The following is a 16,613-nucleotide window of genomic DNA, read 5'->3' as shown; positions in this document are numbered from 1 at the left end:
CCCGCCCTCTGGCCACTCGCGTCCTGCCTCTGGGCGGTTGTCCGCGGTCCGTTCGCCTGGGCAGCCGCACAACCCCGCCGACCTCCCGTTGGGGTGGCGCAGCGACCCCGCGTCCGCGCCTGTACCGGCCCTCCTCCGGCGTGCTGTCGTGAGCTCCCCTTCCCCCGAAACTCCGTGCCCGCCGGCACGGACCCGAGGAGCCGCGATGCCCGGAGTACCCCCGCAGGAGCGGCCCGCGCTGCACGTCGAGGGTCTCGACGTGACGTACGGGCGGGCCTTGTCAGCCCTGCGCTCCGTGTCCCTGACCGTCCCGCACGGCGCGGTCGTGGCGCTGCTGGGCGCCAACGGCGCCGGCAAGTCCACGCTGTTGCGGGCGGTGTCGGGCACCCTGCGCCTGCACCGCGGCACCGTCACGGCCGGCCTCGTCCGCTACGGAGACACGGTCCTGGACGGCCGTGACCCGGTGGCGGCGGTGCGGGCCGGCGTCGTCCAGGTCCCGGAGGGCCGCCGGGTCTTCGCCGGCCTGACCGTGGAGGAGAACCTGCGCACCGGCGGCCTCGGCCTCGGCCGACGGGCACCCGAACAGGTCCGGGAGGCCCGCGACCGCGTGTACACGCTGTTCCCGGTGCTCGCCGAGCGCGGTCGGCAGGCGGCCGGTCTGCTGTCCGGGGGAGAGCAGCAGATGCTGGCCATCGGGCGGGCGCTGATGGCCGCACCACGGCTGCTCCTGCTCGACGAGCCCTCTCTCGGCCTGGCCCCTCGCATGGTGTTCCGGATCGCCGAGGTGATCCGGGAGATCAACGCCCAGGGCACGGCCGTCCTGCTGGTCGAACAGAACGCCGGCATGGCGCTGTCCCTCGCCGACCACGCCTACGTCCTGGAAGTGGGCGAGGTCCGGCTGTCCGGCCCGGCCGACGACCTCGCGAGCACGGACGCGGTACGGCGTCTCTACCTCGGTGACGACGCCGGCGACCAGGGGGCCGCGTGAGCCTGCGCCCCACCATCGCCGCCGTTCCCGGCCGTCTCGCGGCAGCGCCTCCCGAACTCCGGGTCCAGGACGTGACCGTGCGCTTCGCCGGTCTGACGGCGCTGGACACGGTGTCGTTCACCGTCGCCCCGGGATCCGTGCACGCCCTGATCGGCCCCAACGGCGCCGGGAAGTCCACCTGCTTCAACGTGCTGTCGGGCCTGTACCGCCCGGTGTCCGGACAGGTCCGGCTCGGCGACGTGACACTCACCGGACTCGCGCCCCACCGGATCGCCGCCCTCGGCGTGGCCCGTACCTTCCAGAACATCGTCACCACCGAGGGCACCGTCGCCGACAACCTCATGCTCGGCCGGCACGTCCTCTCCCACGCGGGCTTCGCCGCGACCGCGCTGCGTCTGCCCCGGGCGGTGCGCGAACAGCGCGCCCACCTCGCCCGGGCCCGGGAGATCGCCGAACTCACCGGACTGGCGGCCCGCTTCGAGACGCCCGTCGCCCTGCTGTCGTACGGCGACCGCAAGCGCGTGGAGCTCGCCCGGGCCCTCTGTCTCGAGCCGCGCGTCCTGCTGCTCGACGAGCCCGTGGCCGGCATGAACGGCGCCGAACGCGCCCGGACGGCCGAGGTGATCCACACCGTCCGCGCGGAACTCGGCCTGTCCGTCCTGCTGGTGGAGCACGACATGGGCCTCGTGATGCGACTGGCCGACGAGGTCACGGTGCTCGACTTCGGCCGGTGCATCGCCCACGGCACGCCCGACGAGGTCCGCCGCCATCCCGAAGTGCTGCGCGCCTACCTCGGCACCCCCGGCGAGGACACCCCCGGCGAGGACACCCCCGGCGAGGACTCCGCCGCGCAGGACACCACCGCACAGGGCACCGCCCTCGAAGAGGTAACCGACTCCGAAGGGGACTCCGTATGACCGCCTTCCTCGACAGCATCCTCACCGGGCTCGCGCTCGGCGCGGTCTACGCCCTGGTCGCGCTCGGCTTCGTCGTGATCTTCAAGGCGTCGGGGGTGCTCAACTTCGCCCACGGATCGCTGCTCCTGTTCGGCGGCTACCTCGTCGCCGTCCTGCACGACGACCTCGGTTTCGCCGGCGCCCTCGCGGTGTCCGTCCTGGCCACCGCGGCGCTCGCCGGAGCCCTCGACCGGCTGCTGCTCCAGCGCGGCGACCCCGACCCCAAGGCCGCCCATGTCCAGACCATCGTCACCATCGGCGTGGACATCGTGCTGCTCACCGACCTCTCCCGGCGCATCGGCGGTGACCTGCTGACCCTCGGCGACCCGTGGGGCGATTCGGTGACCCGCCTGGGGTCCGTGACCGTCGCGGACAGCCGGCTCGCGGCGATCGCCGTCTCCGCGCTCGCCATCGGCGCGGTCTTCGCCCTGTTCCGCTACACGTCCTGGGGCCTGTCCCTGCGGGCCGCCGCGGAGGACACGGAGGCGGCCGCCCTGATGGGCGTACGGCTGAGCCGGGTGCGGATGCTCGCCTGGTGCCTGGCCGGCGCCCTGGCCGCGCTGGCCGCCGTCTTCCTCGCCGCGTTCCCCGCCCCCGGGCTGGAACGGACCACCGGTCAGATCGCCCTCAAGGCCTTCCCGGCCGCGATCCTCGGCGGCCTGACCTCCCCACCGGGCGCCCTGGCCGGCAGCCTGCTGATCGGCCTGACCGAGGCCCTGGCGGCCGGCTACCAGTCCGAACTGCACGTGCTGGGCGAGGGGTTCGGCGACGTCGCCCCGTACGCCGTCATGGTGGCCGTCCTGCTGGTGCGGCCCACCGGACTGTTCGGCGCGAGGGGAGCGGCTCGTGTCTGAGCGGATCCCCAAGGGCGCCGTCGTGCTCCTGGCCGCCCTCCTGCTGTGCGCGCCGCCCTTCTACCTTGACGCCTTCTGGCTGCGTATCGGCCTGTTCTCGATGGCCGCCGCCATCGGCGCCGTCGGCCTCGGCCTGCTCACCGGCACCGCCGGCCAGCTCTCCCTGGGGCACGCCTTCTTCCTCGCGGTGGGCGCCTACGGCTACACCTGGCTGGCCGGAGAACCCGGCCCCGGACTGCCGACCGGGCTCGCCGCCCTTCTCGCCGTGCTGCTCGCCGGGGCGGCGGGCGGACTGTTCAGTCCCGTGGCCGGCCGGGTGCGCGGCATCTACCTGGGCGTCGCCACGCTCGCCCTGGTCTTCCTGGGCCACCACGTGCTGCTCACCGCCGACTCCGTCACCGGCGGGTTCAACGGCCGCTCCGTGCCCCCGCTGAGCCTCGGCGGGTTCTCCTTCGGCGACGACGGTGACGGTCTCGTCGTCCTCGGCGTGCCGTTCGGCGCCGAGGAACGCCTGTGGTTCCTCGGTCTCGCCCTGCTGGCCGGCACCTGGTGGACCGCGCGCGGTCTCCTGCGCGGACGCCCGGGGCGCGCCCTCGCCGCCCTGCGCGACAGCGAGACGGCGGCCGCGGTGATGGGCGTCGACGTCGCCCGCCATCGCGCGTCGGCCTTCGTCGTGTCGTCGATGTACGCGGGCCTGGCGGGGGTGCTGCTCGCGTTGGCCTTCCGGCGGGTCGTCCCCGACTACTTCGGCCTGGCCCTCTCGGTCGACTACCTGGCGATGATCGTGATCGGCGGCCTCGGCTCGGTGGCCGGGGCCGCCGCGGGCGCCGTCTTCGTCACCGCGCTGCCCCTGCTGATGACCCGTTACGCCGATCAGCTGCCCCTGGTGACCGCCCCCGGCACCACCGACGGCGGGGTGGGCCCGACCGAGGCGGCCCGCTACCTCTACGGCGCGGCGATCGTCCTGGTCCTGCTGTACGCCCCCGACGGACTGACCGGCATCACCCGCCGGGTCCGCACCCGTCTGCGCCCCGCCGCCCCGGCCCCGGCGCCCGCCACCCGTCCATCCGCCTCCGCCGTCCGAACCAAGGAGCCCACCCCGTGAACCGCACGCACCACAGACACCGCGTCCCCGGAACCTTCCTCGCCGCCGCGCTCGCGGCCCTGCTCGTCGCGGCCACCGGCTGCAGCTCCAAGGCGGACGGCGACAGCGGCTCCGACAGCGCCGACGGCGTCAAGTCCGGCCCGGGCGTGACCGCGAAGACCATCAAGCTCGGCGCCCTCACCGACCTGACCGGCCCCTACGCCACCCTCGGCAAGAGCATCGTCCAGGCCCAGCAGCTGTGGGCCGACGAGACCAACGCCGCCGGCGGCATCTGCGACCGCAAGGTCGAGATCGTCGTCAAGGACCACGGCTACGACGTGCAGAAGGCGGTCACCGCCTACGCCGACATCTCCCCGGACGTGGTCGCGCTGCCGCAGGTGATCGGATCCCCCGTCGTCGCCGCCCTCCTCGACGACATCGAGCGCGACCACCTGCTCACCTTCCCGCAGGCCTGGGCGGCTTCCCTGCTGGGCAAGGACTCCGTCCAGGTCATGGGCACCACCTACGACGTCGACATGATCACGGCCGTCGACTTCCTCACCCGCACCAAGGGCCTCGCCAAGGGTGACTCCATCGGGCACGTCTACTTCGAGGGCGACTACGGCGCGAACGCCCTGGAGGGTTCGACCTGGGCGGCCGAGAAGGCCGGGCTGAAGATCGTCCCGCAGAAGATCAAGGCGACGGACACGGATCTGACCGCTCAGGTGTCGGCGCTGAGCAAGGCGGGCGTGAAGGCCGTCCTGATCAGCGCGGGCCCGGCCCAGACCGCCTCCCTGGTCGGGGTCGCCGCCTCCCGCGGACTGAAGGTGCCCGTCGTCAGCAGCGCGCCCGGCTACGCGCCCCAGTTGTTGAAGACGCCGGCGGCGCCGGCCCTGCTGGGCCTGCTGAACGTGGTCAGTGCGGCGCCCGCCGTCAGCTCGGACCTGCCCGGTGTCCAGAAGATGGTGACCGCGTACGGGAAGAAGTACCCGGCCTCCCCGGTGGACTCCGGGGTGCTGTCCGGTTACAACGCCGCCCAACTGCTGGGCGCCGACCTCAAGAAGGCCTGCGCGGCCGGCAGCCTCGCCCGGGAGGACGTGGTGAAGGCGCACCGCGGGCAGAAGAGCGTCGACACCGGACTCGGATCCCCGCAGGACTTCTCCGACGTGTCCCGCCCCGCCGCCCTGTCGACCTATGTGCTCAAGCCCGACGCGAAGGCGGTCGGCGGCCTGGTGAATGTGGAGGACGCGCACGAGGCACCGGGCGTGACGGAGTACCTGGCGAGCCGCTCCTGACCCGCACTCCCGTGATTCAGCGGCCGTGCTGCTGAATGCGTTCGCTTATCTCCATTGGACCCGCGGGTGACGGCGGGGCCAGGCTGGAGGATGTCCGGTGCACCGCGATCACCTCCCGGTGCACCGGACTTCGCCCTGCCCGCCCGCATCCGAAAGAGGTCGCGAGCCCATGCAGACCCGCCGTATCGGTGACCTGGACATCAGCGCGATCGGCCTCGGCGCCATGCCCATGTCGATCGAAGGACGACCGGACGAGGCCCGGTCCCTCGCCACGATCCACGCCGCACTCGACGCAGGTGTCACCCTGATCGACACCGCGGACGCCTACCACCTCCACGCCGACGAGGTCGGCCACAACGAGACCCTGATCGCCAAGGCCCTCGCCGGCCACGACCGAGGCCGGGACGTCCTGGTCGCCACCAAGGGCGGCCATCTGCGCCCCGGCGACGGCAGCTGGACCCTGGACGGCAGCCCCGCACACCTCAGGGCGGCCTGCGAGGCGTCGCTGCGCCGGCTCGGCGTGGACGCCATCGGCCTGTACCAGTTCCACCGCCCCGACCCGCGGATCCCCTACGAAGAGTCCGTCGGCGCGGTACAGGAGCTGCTGGACGAGGGCAAGATCCGCGCCGCCGGCATCTCCAACGCGAACCCCGAGCAGATCAGGCAGGCGAACGACATCCTCGGCGGGCGCCTGGTCGCCGTACAGAACCAGTTCTCCCCGGCCTTCCGCTCCAGCGAGCCCGAACTGCGCCTGTGCGACGAACTCGGCATCGCGTTCCTGCCGTGGAGCCCGCTCGGCGGCATCTCCCGGGCCCGCGAACTGGGCTCCTCCTACGCCCCGTTCGCCCATGTGGCCGAGGCCCACGGGGTCAGCCCGCAACGGGTGTGCCTGGCCTGGATGCTCGCCCTGTCACCGGTCGTGGTGCCCATTCCCGGCGCGAGCCGCCCCGAGACGATCCTCGACTCCCTCGCCGCGACGGACCTCGTCCTCACCGCCGCCGAACTCGCCGAGCTGGACGCCGCCCTCTGACACGACCACCGGGAGGACCGCCGTCCATGGCGTCGTCGTACGAAAGACCGCTCGACCACCGGTACCGGGGCGAGCACCCGATCCGCACCCTCGCCTACCTCCTGCGCGCCGACCGGCGCAGCCTCGCCGCCGCAGCCGGTGTGTTCACCGTCAAGCACAGCCCGATCTGGCTGCTGCCGCTGATCACCGCGTCCATCATCGACACCGTCGTCCAGCACCAGCCGATCGGCAGACTCTGGACGAGCACCGGCGTCATCCTGTTCATCCTGCTGGTCAACTTCCCCCTGCACCTCCTCTACGTGCGGCTGCTCTACGGCAGCGTCCGCCGCATGGGCACCACGCTGCGGTCCGCGCTGTGCACCCGTATGCAGCAGCTGTCCATCGGCTACCACTCCCGGGTCAGCGCCGGCGTGCTCCAGGCCAAGGTGGTGCGGGACGTGGAGACCGTGGAGCAGATGGTGCAGCAGACCGCCGAGCAGGGGCTCGGCGCGCTGACCGTGCTCACCGGCGGCCTCGTCATCATCGCCGTGCGCACCCCCGAGTTCGTGCCCGTCTTCCTCGTCGTCGTGCCGGTCGCCGCCGTGCTCGTGGACCGCCTCAGGGCCCGGCTGCGCACCCACAACGAGGACTTCCGGCACGAGGTGGAGACCCTGTCCTCGCGCGTCACCGAGATGACCCGCCTGATCCCGGTCACCCGCGCCCACGGGCTGGAGGGCAAGGCGCTGCGCCGCATGGACGGCACCCTGAGCCGGCTGCTCACCTCCGGGATGCGACTCGACCTGCTCAACGGCCGCTTCGGCTCACTGGCCTGGGTGCTGCTCAACGTCATCGGGGTGCTCGTCCTCACCGGCGCCGCGCTCATCTCGTACTACGGCGTCTGGGGCGTCAGCGCGGGCGACGTCGTGATGCTGAGCGCCTTCCTGACCACCCTCACCAACTCCACCACCACCCTGACCGGCCTGGCCCCGGTCATCACCAAGGGCCTGGAGTCGGTGCGTTCGGTCGGCGAGGTCCTCCAGGCACCCGAACTGGAGGACAACGAGGGCAAGTCCGAACTCACCGCACTGCACGGCTCCGTGACCTTCGAGGACGTCGGCTACTCCTACGACAACGGCAGCGCGGCGGTGCGCGACTTCACCCTCTCCGTGACCCCAGGGGAGACGGTCGCGCTGGTGGGAGCCTCCGGCGCGGGCAAGTCCACGGTGCTCAGCCTCGTCATCGGCTTCATCCGGCCGACCTCGGGCCGGGTGCTGCTCGACGGAACCGACATGAACAGCCTGGACCTGCGCACCTACCGACGGTTCGTGTCGGTGGTGCCCCAGGAGTCGATCCTGTTCGACGGCACGATCCGCGAGAACGTCGCCTACGGCATGGAGGACGAGGCCGACGAGGAGACGGTCCGCGCCGCCCTGCGCGACGCCAACGCGCTGGAGTTCGTCGAACGGCTTCCGGAGGGCCTGCACACCCTCGTCGGGGAGCGCGGGGCCCGGCTGTCGGGCGGGCAGAAGCAGCGGCTGGCCATCGCCCGCGCCCTGATCCGGGACCCGAAGGTGCTGGTCCTGGACGAGGCGACGTCCGCGCTGGACACGCGGTCCGAGGCGCTGGTCCAGCAGGCCCTCGCCCGGCTGCTGCGCGGCCGCACCACGTTCGTGGTGGCGCACCGGCTGTCCACCGTGCGCGGCGCGGACCGGATCGTGGTGATGGGGGAGGGGCGGATCCTGGAGACCGGCACGCACGACGAGCTGCTGCACCGGGGCGGCGCCTACACGGAGCTGCACAGCGGGCAGGTCGCGTGAGCGCAGGTGGCCGGATCATGACCCCGGCGGGTGACATTCCCGCCCGCCGTGCATGATTCGCCCAGGTCCGGGCACACGCAGCGCAAACAGGAGAGAGGGGCGCTCGTGATCGTTCCGGACCCGAAGGTCGCCAGGACGTTGCTGACCCGGTACGCGACGCTGAGGATCGCTCAGGCGGAGTGGGACAGGCCGCAGACGGCTCGTGAACTACAGGACGTGACGTACACCTTGTGCGTGCTGATGGACACGCCCGACGTCCGGGAGGCGGTCGCCGCGGCGGACGCCCTGCTCGAGGCCGCGGCGGCGGTGCCGGCGCGTGACCCGGAGAGCGGGCTGTCCCTGGCCGTCTGAGGGCGGCACCGAGCGGACCCGGCGCGGCGGTGCGCCCCAGCGGTGCCCGCCGCGCCCGGACGTCTCACGAGGCGGTGGAGCCGCACCGGTCGGGCTGCCGGGCATCGCGCTCCGGGGGCGCGTCGGCCAGCCACTCCGCGATGGTGCGGGCGATCGGCTGCCCGGTGTCCACCTCCACGAAGCCGAACTGGCCGGACTGGTTGCACTCCAGGAACCACCACGTCCCGTCGGCGTCCTCCGCGAAGTCGAAGGCTCCGTAGGCCAGTTCCGCCTCCCGCAGATACCTGCGCACGGCCTCGGCGAGGCGCGGTGGGACGTCGGCGGGACGCCACGGTGTGGTGGAGGGCGAGTAGCGCACGTCCACCACGTCGGGGTCGCCGCCGGGGGCCGTCTCCTTGCGGGCGGCCAGGATGCGGTCGCCGACCGCGGTCAGCCGTATGTCGGCCCGCTTGGCCACCCGGCGCTGGAGCAGCGTCGGTCCGTAGGCGACGGCGGCGAAGTCCGCGCCCGGCGGGACCCGGGTGGTGGGCACCGCCCGGGGCGGGTCCTGCGGATGTGCGCCGGACACCGGCTTGACCACCAGGTCCGGGTAGCGGTCCGCGAACGCGCGCGCCGCCTGCGGGAACGTCGTGACGATCGTGGCCGGCACGGGCAGCCCGCTGAGCTGCGCGAGTCGCAGCTGCCAGGGCTTGTACCGGGCGCGCCGGGACGCGTCCGGGTGGTTCATCCAGCGTGCCCCGGTACCGCGGAGCATGCCGTACAGCGCCTGTGAGGCCTCCTCCGTGAGCCACGCGGACGGCTGGGCCGCCCGGGCCGCCGCCTCGCCGGGCCGCCGGACCCACACCGATCGCAGCCCGTCGAGGCTCACCAGCCGTCCGGCGGACGACAGATGGCCCCGGAAGGCACCGTGCACGTACTCGCCGGAGAGCGCGACGGAGTGGGTCAGGTCGGCCGGGTCCAGCCGGACGACGGGGACGCCCGCGGCGTTCAGGTGCACGACCACCATGTCCGCCGTGACGTCTTCTTCACAGGTAAGGATGAGCACGGTCATTTTCGTCGGTCCGTGTTCAGTCGTCGAAGTGGGTCTTGGAGCCCGCCGTCGAGGTCGTTGTCCCGAGTTCTCTCAGGAGGGCGTGGTCACGAGCGGCGATCCGGCCGTCGAGAGTGACGTTCAACTGCATTCCGGGGTCATAGGCGTACGGAGTGGTGAACTCCAACTCGGCCGCTGGGCGTGCGTAGTTGAGCGTGAACGGTTGCATCGTCTCTCCCTCGTCGGTACTGCTTCGATCAAGCGGTGCCGCTGTGCGACGTCACTCGGGCCCGCTGCGTGGTGCTGGATAGGTGCGTCCTTCAGTCACTTATACGAATCGAACGGGTGGTTGGTTTCCTTACTCTCCGTGATCATCGCGCGGTCGGGCACCGAACAGGGCGCGGAGCAGGGGAGATCGGGTCGAGCGGGGGTGAAAACCTCTTCCCGGACGGTCAGTCGGGGAGGCGTGCGGTGTCACCGGGGGTACGGCGCAGGGAACGCAGAGCCAGCAGGAGGACACCGATGTCGTCGAGATAGACGGGGTCCGGCAGTACGTCGGTGGGAAGCACGAAGTACAGGACCGCCCCCCAGAACACCCAGCGCGGCCCGGTGGGAAGCCCCGCTCGTCTCAGGCCCCGGCGGGCGCGGACCAGACGCACGAGCACGGCGGCGGCCACGGCGAACAGCGCCGCGGCGGCCAGCACCGCGACGACGACGAGCGTGGTTGGCGCATCCACGGGCCCTCCCATATGGTCCGTCGCGCGGCGTCTGCACTTACTCGATTTCCCCGCTTTCGGTTTCCGGATTCCCGTTTCCGGCGGGATTACCGCATCGGACGCGGCTCACACGCCTGCCGCGTCCGAGTGGCGGAGCGTGCCGGGCGGCCCGTGTAATGGGCAGCGTCACGTCGCGCGTCGCATCTCGGGGATGCAGGGGCGACCGCACCCTCCAGAGAGAGCTCAGCATGATCACCCGCTCCACACGGTCCCTCACGGACCGTTCCGTCCCACCCCTCCCCGACCCTTCCGCCACCACCGCACTGCCCCCGGTCCCCCCGACCGCTCCCGCGTACGGGCCCGACGCCGGCCCGCCGAGCGAGGCCGGACCCGCGTACCCCGACCCCGTCGACGGTCTTCTCCACGCAGCCGCGGCCAACCGGCCCCTGGAGGACGTCGCCCGGCTCATCACCCTGCTCGAACGGTGCGAGGGGGGCGAGGACGCGGCCGCCGGTGTACTGCGCGTGGTCGGCACCGACCGGCCCCTGGAGGACGTACCCCTGCTGGTGACCGTGCTGTCCCGGCCGCCGCACCACGCGGAGCACGCCGGCCACATGATCCGCGCCGCGGCCGAGAGCCGCTCCGTGGAGGAGGTCACCCGGCTCATGGCGCTGCTGTACCGCGAGCCCCTGGAGCCGCGGTGCGGCGAGGAGGCGGTCCGCACCGCGGCCACCCACCGGCCGGTCGAGGAGGTCGTGGAACTCGTCGAACGGCTCGCGCGGGAGCGGGCGGGGCTCGCGGCGCCGCCGTCCGTCCCGCAGGGGGAGGGACCACCCGCGCCGTCCCCCGCCGACGGCGAACCCCGGCCCGCACGACCGCTTCGGGCCCAGGCGCAGGCACCTCAAGCGCCACCGGACCGGTCGGCGGCGGTCGTGCCGTGGTCGGCGTGGGCCACCGCCGTGGCACTGGCCCTGTGCGCCGCCGCGTACATCCCCGTGCACCATGACGATGCCCCCGTGGCCGTCCTGGCGGCCGCCCTCGCGTCGGCCGGGATCTGCCTGCTGCTGGCCCTGCTGCTGGTCCGCGGGCCCACGCCGGCACTGCTCATGGTGGCCGTACTGGTGCCGGCGGCGCTGGCCGGCGCCCAACTGCTCGCCCCGCGCTTCGAGATGACGGAATCGGCCGGGATCACGGAGGCGACCCTCGCGCCGGCCTGGCTCGCCGCCCCGACGGCCGCGGCCGCCGCGCTGACGGCGCTCCTCGCACTCCTCCTGAGCCTGCTGGGTGGGCGGCGGAGGAGCGTGGCGCCGAGCACCCCGGACCGGCGCCCGCTCAGCGGCGGCTAGCCGGCCGGTACCGGGTGCTGAGGGGTATCCAGCAGGCCCGTCAGCACCCGGTCGGGGGTCAGGGGCAGTTCGCGGAAGCGGACGCCCGTGGCGTGGTGCACGGCGTTGCCGAGGGCGGCCGCCGTGCCCACGATGCCGATCTCTCCGATCCCCTTGCCGCCCAGCGGGTTGAGATGCGGATCGTCCTCGTCGATCCAGTGCGCCTCGATGTCCGGGACGTCGGCGTGCGCGGGCACGTGATAGGCCGCGAGATCCGACTCCGTGAAGTCGCCGAAGGCGGGGTCCAGGGTGCTTCCCTCGGTCAGCGCCATGCCCAGGCCCATGGTCATCCCGCCGACGAACTGGGAGCGCGCGGTACGGGGGTTGAGGACGCGTCCCGCCGCGTACACCCCGAGCAGCCGGCGCACCCGCACCTCTCCGGTCACCGTGTCCACGGAGACCTCCGCGAAGTGCGCCCCGAACGCGTGCCGAGCGAAGGGACTTTCGGCGTCGGCCGCCCCCTTGGTGTCGGCGCGCGCCTCCAACCCCCGCTCGGGGAGCGGACCCTGATGTTCCGCCAGCTGTGCGGCGAGTCGTGTGCAGGCCTCGTGCACCGCCCAGCCCCAGGAGGCGGTACCCGAGGAACCGCCCGCCAGCGGGGCCGGCGGCAGATCACTGCTGCCCACCCGGATCCGCACCCGCTCCAGGGGTGCCTGCAGGGCGTCCGCCGCGGCCTGCGCCAGGACCGTACGGGCGCCGGTGCCGATGTCCGCGGCGTTCACCTCGACGAGGAAGGACCCGTCCGGCAGGGCACGCGCCGCCGCCTTCGACGGATACACCTGTACCGGGTACGTGGCGGCGGCCACGCCCGTCCCGAGCAGCAGCGGGCCGGCGGAACGCGTGCGGGGACGGGGGTCCCGGTCGGACCACCCGAACCGGCGGGCGCCCTCCCGCAGGCACTCGACGAGGTGCCGACTGCTGAACGGTTTGCCGCTGTCCGGTTCGGCGTCCGGCTCGTTGCGCACCCGCACCTCGACCGGATCCATCCCGAGGGCCTCGGCGAGCTCGTCCAGCGCCGACTCCAGGGCGTACATGCCCGGTGCCTCACCGGGGGCCCGCATCCAGGACGGCGTCGGCACGTCGAGCCGGACCACGTGATGCCGGCTGCGCAGGTTCGGGGCGGCGTACATGATGCGGGCCGGCATGCCCGCGTACTCGACGAACTCCTTGATCCGCGACGTGTAGGTGGTCACCTCGTGCACGAGCGACGTCAGCCGGCCGTCGGAGTCCGCGCCCAGGCGCAGCCGGTGCAGGGTGGACGCCCGGTGGCCGACGGAGGTGGGCAGCATCCGGCGGGGGAGGACCACGGTGACCGGTCGTCCGGTGTGCCAGGTTGCCATCGCGGCGAGCACCACGTCCGGCCGGGGCGTGCCCTTGGAGCCGAAGCCACCGCCGACATGCTCGGCGACGACCGTGATCCGCTCGTCCGCCAGCCCGAACATCGCGCCGAGCACGGTGCGTACGACCGTGGTGCCCTGGCTGGAGGTGTGCACGGTGAGCCGTTCGCCGTCCCAGTGCGCGGTGCTGGCGTGCGGCTCCATGGCGTGGTTGTGCAGGGGCGGCACCCGGTAGCCGACGTCGACCCGCACGTCCGCGTCGGCGAACGCGCCGTCGGGGTCGCCCAGTTCGCGTACGCCCGGAAACATCCCGTTGATCTTCTCGGGGACGTACGCCTGCGGGTGCGTCGCGGTGAGCGTGACGTCGTGCTTCTCCTCGACACAGGTGACCCGCACGGCGGCGGCGCCGGCCCGGGCCGCCTCCGGGCTGTCGGCCACCACCAGGGCGACGAACCAGCCCCGGTTCGGTACCTCGGGGTCCTGGAGCACGGCGAGGGTGGCGTCGTCCGCGGAGGCGAGGCGGGGCGCGTTGCGGTGGGTGAGCACGGTGACGACACCGGGCAGCGCCAGCGCCGCCGTGTCGTCGATGTCGGTCACCCGGCCGCACACGATCGCCGCTGGGACCGGACGGGCGAACAGCCGCCCGGGAAGGGGCTGTTCGGCGGCGTAGCGGGCGGTTCCGGTGACCTTCTCCCGGCCCTCCCTGCGCTCGGCGGGAGCGCCCACGGCGGTCATGAGTCCTCCTCCCGCGATCCGGGCTCGTGCGGTGGCGGCCCGTCCGGTCCGGGGTCGTGCGGTACGAGTCGGGTCAGGACGTCGATGGCGAGGTTGCGGGCCAGCGGTACCTTGTACGCGTTGTCGCGCAGCGGCCGGGCTTCGGAGAGTTCCAGCTCGGCGGCGCGTTCGAAGGCCGCCCGGGTGGGGGCCGCGCCCAGCAGTGCCTCCTCGGCCCGCCGGGCCCGCCACGGGCGATGGGCCAACGCCCCGAAGGCGATCCCCACCTGCGCGACGACACCGTCGGCGACCTCCAGGACCACGGCGACGGAGGCCAGCGCGAAGGCGTACGAGGTCCGGTCGCGCGCCTTGCGGTAGGCGGAGGGCAGCCCGGCCGTGGTGGCGGGCAGCAGGACGGCGGTGACGAGCTCGCCGGGTTCGATGACGGTGTCCCGCTCCGGTTCCTCCCCGGGCAGCCGGTGGAACTCGGCCGCCGCCACCCGGCGCACACCCGCCGTGCCGTACAGCTCGACCTCGGCGTCCAGCGCGGCCAGGGCCACCGCCATGTCCGACGGGTGGGTGGCGATGCAGTGCTCGGAGTACCCGAACACCGCGTGGTCGCGGTGCACGCCGTCCCGGGCGGCGCAGCCGCTGCCCGGCTCCCGTTTGTTGCACGGTTTGGAGACGTCCTGGAAGTACGGGCAGCGGGTGCGCTGGAGCAGGTTCCCGCCGGTGGTGGCGGCGTTGCGCAGCTGGCCCGAGGCGCCCGCGAGCACAGCCTGGGAGAGCACGGGGTAGCGGTCACGCACGCGTGGGTGCGCCGCGAGGTCGCTGTTGCGCACCAGGGCGCCGATCCGCAGCGACCCGTCCGGCAGCTCCGTCACCTCGTCCAGCGGCAGCCGGGTGACGTCGACGAGGGCGGTCGGCCGTTCCACGCCGAGCTTCATCAGGTCGACGAGGTTGGTGCCGCCGCCCAGATAGCGTGCGCCCGGGTGCGTGGCGAAGGCTTCGGCGGCCTCCGCGAGACTGCCGGCCCGTACGTAGGCGAAGGTTTCCACCGGATCACGTCCTCTGGTTGCCCCGGTCGTGCCCTTGGGCCGTCGGCCCCGTCATGTGCTGCCCGGTCATGTGCTGCCCGCCCCGCTCACGTCCTCGACGGCGTCGACGATGCGCGGGTACGCGCCGCAGCGGCAGAGATTGCCGCTGAGCCGCTCGCGGATCTCGTCCCGGTCCAGCGCGACCGGTCGTCCGGAGGGCGCCGCCGGATCCGTGACGTGCGAGGGATGGCCCGACTCCGCCTCGGCGAGCGCGCCCACCGCCGAGCAGATCTGTCCGGGCGTGCAGTACCCGCACTGGAAGGCGTCGCGCTCCAGGAAGGCCTGCTGGAGCGGATGCGGATCCTCGCCGTCGCCGGACAGGCCCTCGACGGTCGTGATGTCGCTGCCCTCCAGGGTGACGGCGAGCAGCAGACAGCTGTTGACGCGCCGACCGTCGACGAGGACGGTACACGCGCCGCACTGACCGTGGTCGCAGCCCTTCTTCGCTCCGGTGAGGTCAAGATCCTCCCGCAGCAGGTCCAGCAGCACGCGCCGGTGGTCGACGGTGAGGGTGTGCGGCTTGCCGTTGACGCGCAGCGTCGTGTCGGATCGGTGCGGCGACGACCGGGGGCCGTGCTCACTGCCCATGTGCGGGTCCCTTCCGGTGCGGTCCGTGGTGCCGTGGGGACCGCGTATCCAGACAGGGGCGTGTGACACGTCCCGGTACGAGGTAATTCATGCGCGGACGGACACGAGCGCCCGCAGGGCGCCCACCGGCGCCTACCGACCTACCTGCCGCCCCCCGACCCCTACCGGTCGGTGACCTCGGTTTCGTCGCCGCCGGTGGCACCGGTCATGCTCCCGGTGCCACCGGTGCGGTCCTGTTCCGGTGACTCCACCCGAGCCGCGGGAGCGGCGGACGCCACCGGGCGCAGGCCCTTGGTCGTCTCCTTGAACCGCTCAAGGGTCCGGCCCAGCTGCTGGAACGGCGAGCCGCTCTTCCTGGCCGGCGCCTGCCGCGGTTCCCCGGCCTCGGCCGCCGCCTCCCGGTACGCGGCCAGCGCCTCATGGGCGTGCTCGGCGGCCTCCCGGTACAGGTCCCGGGACTCCGTCATCGCCGCCAGCGCCTCCTTGTACATCACCACGAGCTTGCGTTCGCGCGCGAGCTCCTCCTCCGGGGTGAGCAACTGCCACTCCTCCCGCAGGGCGGTGAGCGCGGCGTCGGCGTCCTCCGGCAGCGGCCTGGGCAGCGCCGCGTAGCGCCGTACCGCGTCCAGCAGCTCGGTGGGATGCGTGCCGTCCAGGAACACACTGCGCACCGAGTGGTCGGCGGCGTCGTAGTCGGCCGGGGCGGGGATCCCCGGCAGCACCAGCGCCCCGCCGCGCGGCACCTCCACCCGGGCCTCCTTGAGCGCCCAGTTCACGGTGCGCAGCTGGTGCGGGGCCGCGCGGTGCTCGACGACCCGGTGGTGCAGGCCGGGCGGCAGCAGCGGGACCAGCGACCGCCGGCCCAGCTCGTCGGGTGTCATGGCCTCGTGCACGACGAGGTGGACGGCCCAGGTGTCCCGCAGGGCGCCCCGGAGCACGCGCCGCAGCTCCTTGTCGTCGGCCGGAAGCGGGTTCGCGACGAGGAAACGCTCACCGGTGACGGTCTCGTTGCCCCAGGGGGTGTCCGCCTCCCAGGACCAGAACATCCCGGCGGGCGAGGGCCACCGCTGGTCCCACGGCCGCTCCGCCTCCGCCGTCAGCGTCCATTCCTGGCCCTGGCCCGACCACTCGGCGAGCCTGAGCCGGGCACGGACGGTCACCTCCTCCGCGACCAGCCACCGGGCTTCGAAGGCCGTCTCCCCCTCGGGGGTGTCGGCGTCCGGCAGCTCCATGAAGTCCTGGACGGTCTCGGCGTCCTTGAGTGCCTGAAGGTGCTTGCGCAGGACGTCCGGAGCGGTGGGGCCGGTGTGACGGCCACGGGTCTGCCACACCGTGGAGGGCGTCGTGGGCGGAACGGTCGCGGAGATGTGGTGAGTCCATTCGTGAGTGCGG

At 73.1% G+C, this 16,613-nt stretch carries 16 protein-coding genes; 9 read left to right on the top strand and 7 right to left on the bottom strand.

Annotated elements, in window-relative coordinates:
* Positions 1 to 205: 205 nt before the first annotated feature.
* From OHU34_RS04975 to OHU34_RS04940, 8 genes are all read left to right on the top strand, one after another.
* On the top strand, positions 206 to 988 hold the full coding sequence (locus tag OHU34_RS04975) for an ABC transporter ATP-binding protein (protein WP_054238842.1): 783 nt from the start codon (positions 206 to 208) through the stop codon (positions 986 to 988).
* Positions 985 to 1,905 (top strand): ABC transporter ATP-binding protein, encoded by a 921-nt coding sequence (locus OHU34_RS04970; RefSeq protein ID WP_405764976.1) that lies wholly within the window; start codon positions 985 to 987, stop codon positions 1,903 to 1,905. Before OHU34_RS04975 ends, OHU34_RS04970 begins: the two co-directional genes overlap by 4 nt.
* Positions 1,902 to 2,798, top strand: a complete 897-nt coding sequence (locus tag OHU34_RS04965; protein WP_054238840.1) for a branched-chain amino acid ABC transporter permease — start codon at positions 1,902 to 1,904, stop codon at positions 2,796 to 2,798. The genes OHU34_RS04970 and OHU34_RS04965 overlap by 4 nt, the downstream gene beginning before the upstream one ends.
* Positions 2,791 to 3,903 carry a branched-chain amino acid ABC transporter permease gene (locus OHU34_RS04960; RefSeq protein WP_405764973.1) on the top strand — a complete coding sequence of 371 codons (1,113 nt, stop codon included), beginning with the start codon at positions 2,791 to 2,793 and terminating at the stop codon, positions 3,901 to 3,903. The genes OHU34_RS04965 and OHU34_RS04960 overlap by 8 nt, the downstream gene beginning before the upstream one ends.
* Positions 3,900 to 5,177, top strand: a complete 1,278-nt coding sequence (locus tag OHU34_RS04955; RefSeq protein WP_142267529.1) for an ABC transporter substrate-binding protein — start codon at positions 3,900 to 3,902, stop codon at positions 5,175 to 5,177. The genes OHU34_RS04960 and OHU34_RS04955 overlap by 4 nt, the downstream gene beginning before the upstream one ends.
* Before the next feature lie 169 nt (positions 5,178 to 5,346).
* Positions 5,347 to 6,207: an aldo/keto reductase gene (locus tag OHU34_RS04950; RefSeq protein WP_405764970.1), complete on the top strand. Its 861-nt coding sequence runs from the start codon at positions 5,347 to 5,349 to the stop codon at positions 6,205 to 6,207.
* Between the two features lie 26 nt (positions 6,208 to 6,233).
* Positions 6,234 to 8,003: an ABC transporter ATP-binding protein gene (locus tag OHU34_RS04945; RefSeq protein WP_230193575.1), complete on the top strand. Its 1,770-nt coding sequence runs from the start codon at positions 6,234 to 6,236 to the stop codon at positions 8,001 to 8,003.
* 105 nt (positions 8,004 to 8,108) lie between these two features.
* Complete coding sequence (locus tag OHU34_RS04940; RefSeq protein WP_142267532.1) at positions 8,109 to 8,354, top strand: DUF5133 domain-containing protein; 246 nt, start codon at positions 8,109 to 8,111, stop codon at positions 8,352 to 8,354.
* A gap of 64 nt (positions 8,355 to 8,418) precedes the next feature.
* On the opposite strand, the gene tgmB is transcribed toward OHU34_RS04940, so the two are convergent.
* The 3 genes from tgmB to OHU34_RS04925 all read right to left on the bottom strand — a co-directional run bounded on the left by tgmB (position 8,419) and on the right by OHU34_RS04925 (position 10,121).
* Positions 8,419 to 9,405: an ATP-grasp ribosomal peptide maturase gene (tgmB, locus tag OHU34_RS04935; RefSeq protein ID WP_142267533.1), complete on the bottom strand. Its 987-nt coding sequence runs from the start codon at positions 9,403 to 9,405 to the stop codon at positions 8,419 to 8,421.
* A gap of 16 nt (positions 9,406 to 9,421) precedes the next feature.
* Positions 9,422 to 9,613 carry a putative ATP-grasp-modified RiPP gene (tgmA, locus tag OHU34_RS04930; RefSeq protein ID WP_405764966.1) on the bottom strand — a complete coding sequence of 64 codons (192 nt, stop codon included), beginning with the start codon at positions 9,611 to 9,613 and terminating at the stop codon, positions 9,422 to 9,424.
* Between the two features lie 223 nt (positions 9,614 to 9,836).
* Positions 9,837 to 10,121, bottom strand: a complete 285-nt coding sequence (locus tag OHU34_RS04925) for a DUF1232 domain-containing protein (RefSeq protein WP_200839884.1) — start codon at positions 10,119 to 10,121, stop codon at positions 9,837 to 9,839.
* 227 nt (positions 10,122 to 10,348) lie between these two features.
* Between OHU34_RS04925 and OHU34_RS04920 the strand changes: the two genes are divergently transcribed.
* Positions 10,349 to 11,446, top strand: a complete 1,098-nt coding sequence (locus OHU34_RS04920; RefSeq protein WP_405764963.1) for a hypothetical protein — start codon at positions 10,349 to 10,351, stop codon at positions 11,444 to 11,446.
* On the opposite strand, the gene OHU34_RS04915 is transcribed toward OHU34_RS04920, so the two are convergent.
* The 4 genes from OHU34_RS04915 to OHU34_RS04900 all read right to left on the bottom strand — a co-directional run bounded on the left by OHU34_RS04915 (position 11,443) and on the right by OHU34_RS04900 (position 16,552).
* The gene (locus OHU34_RS04915) at positions 11,443 to 13,557 is read right to left on the bottom strand and encodes a xanthine dehydrogenase family protein molybdopterin-binding subunit (protein WP_405764960.1); all 2,115 of its coding nucleotides are present in this window, start codon (positions 13,555 to 13,557) and stop codon (positions 11,443 to 11,445) included. The genes OHU34_RS04920 and OHU34_RS04915 overlap by 4 nt on opposite strands.
* Positions 13,554 to 14,594 (bottom strand): FAD binding domain-containing protein, encoded by a 1,041-nt coding sequence (locus OHU34_RS04910; protein ID WP_405764958.1) that lies wholly within the window; start codon positions 14,592 to 14,594, stop codon positions 13,554 to 13,556. The genes OHU34_RS04915 and OHU34_RS04910 overlap by 4 nt, the downstream gene beginning before the upstream one ends.
* Before the next feature lie 66 nt (positions 14,595 to 14,660).
* Entirely contained in the window at positions 14,661 to 15,221 is a 561-nt protein-coding gene (locus OHU34_RS04905; protein WP_142267538.1) for a (2Fe-2S)-binding protein, read from the bottom strand.
* Between the two features lie 161 nt (positions 15,222 to 15,382).
* The gene (locus OHU34_RS04900) at positions 15,383 to 16,552 is read right to left on the bottom strand and encodes a hypothetical protein (protein WP_142267539.1); all 1,170 of its coding nucleotides are present in this window, start codon (positions 16,550 to 16,552) and stop codon (positions 15,383 to 15,385) included.
* Positions 16,553 to 16,613: the final 61 nt, after the last annotated feature.

This window comes from Streptomyces sp. NBC_00080 (assembly GCF_045041255.1).
Classification (GTDB): Bacteria; Actinomycetota; Actinomycetes; order Streptomycetales; family Streptomycetaceae; genus Streptomyces; species Streptomyces coriariae.
The sequence above is the reverse complement of the archived record's forward strand: the minus strand, read 5'-3'. Positions and strand labels throughout refer to the sequence as shown.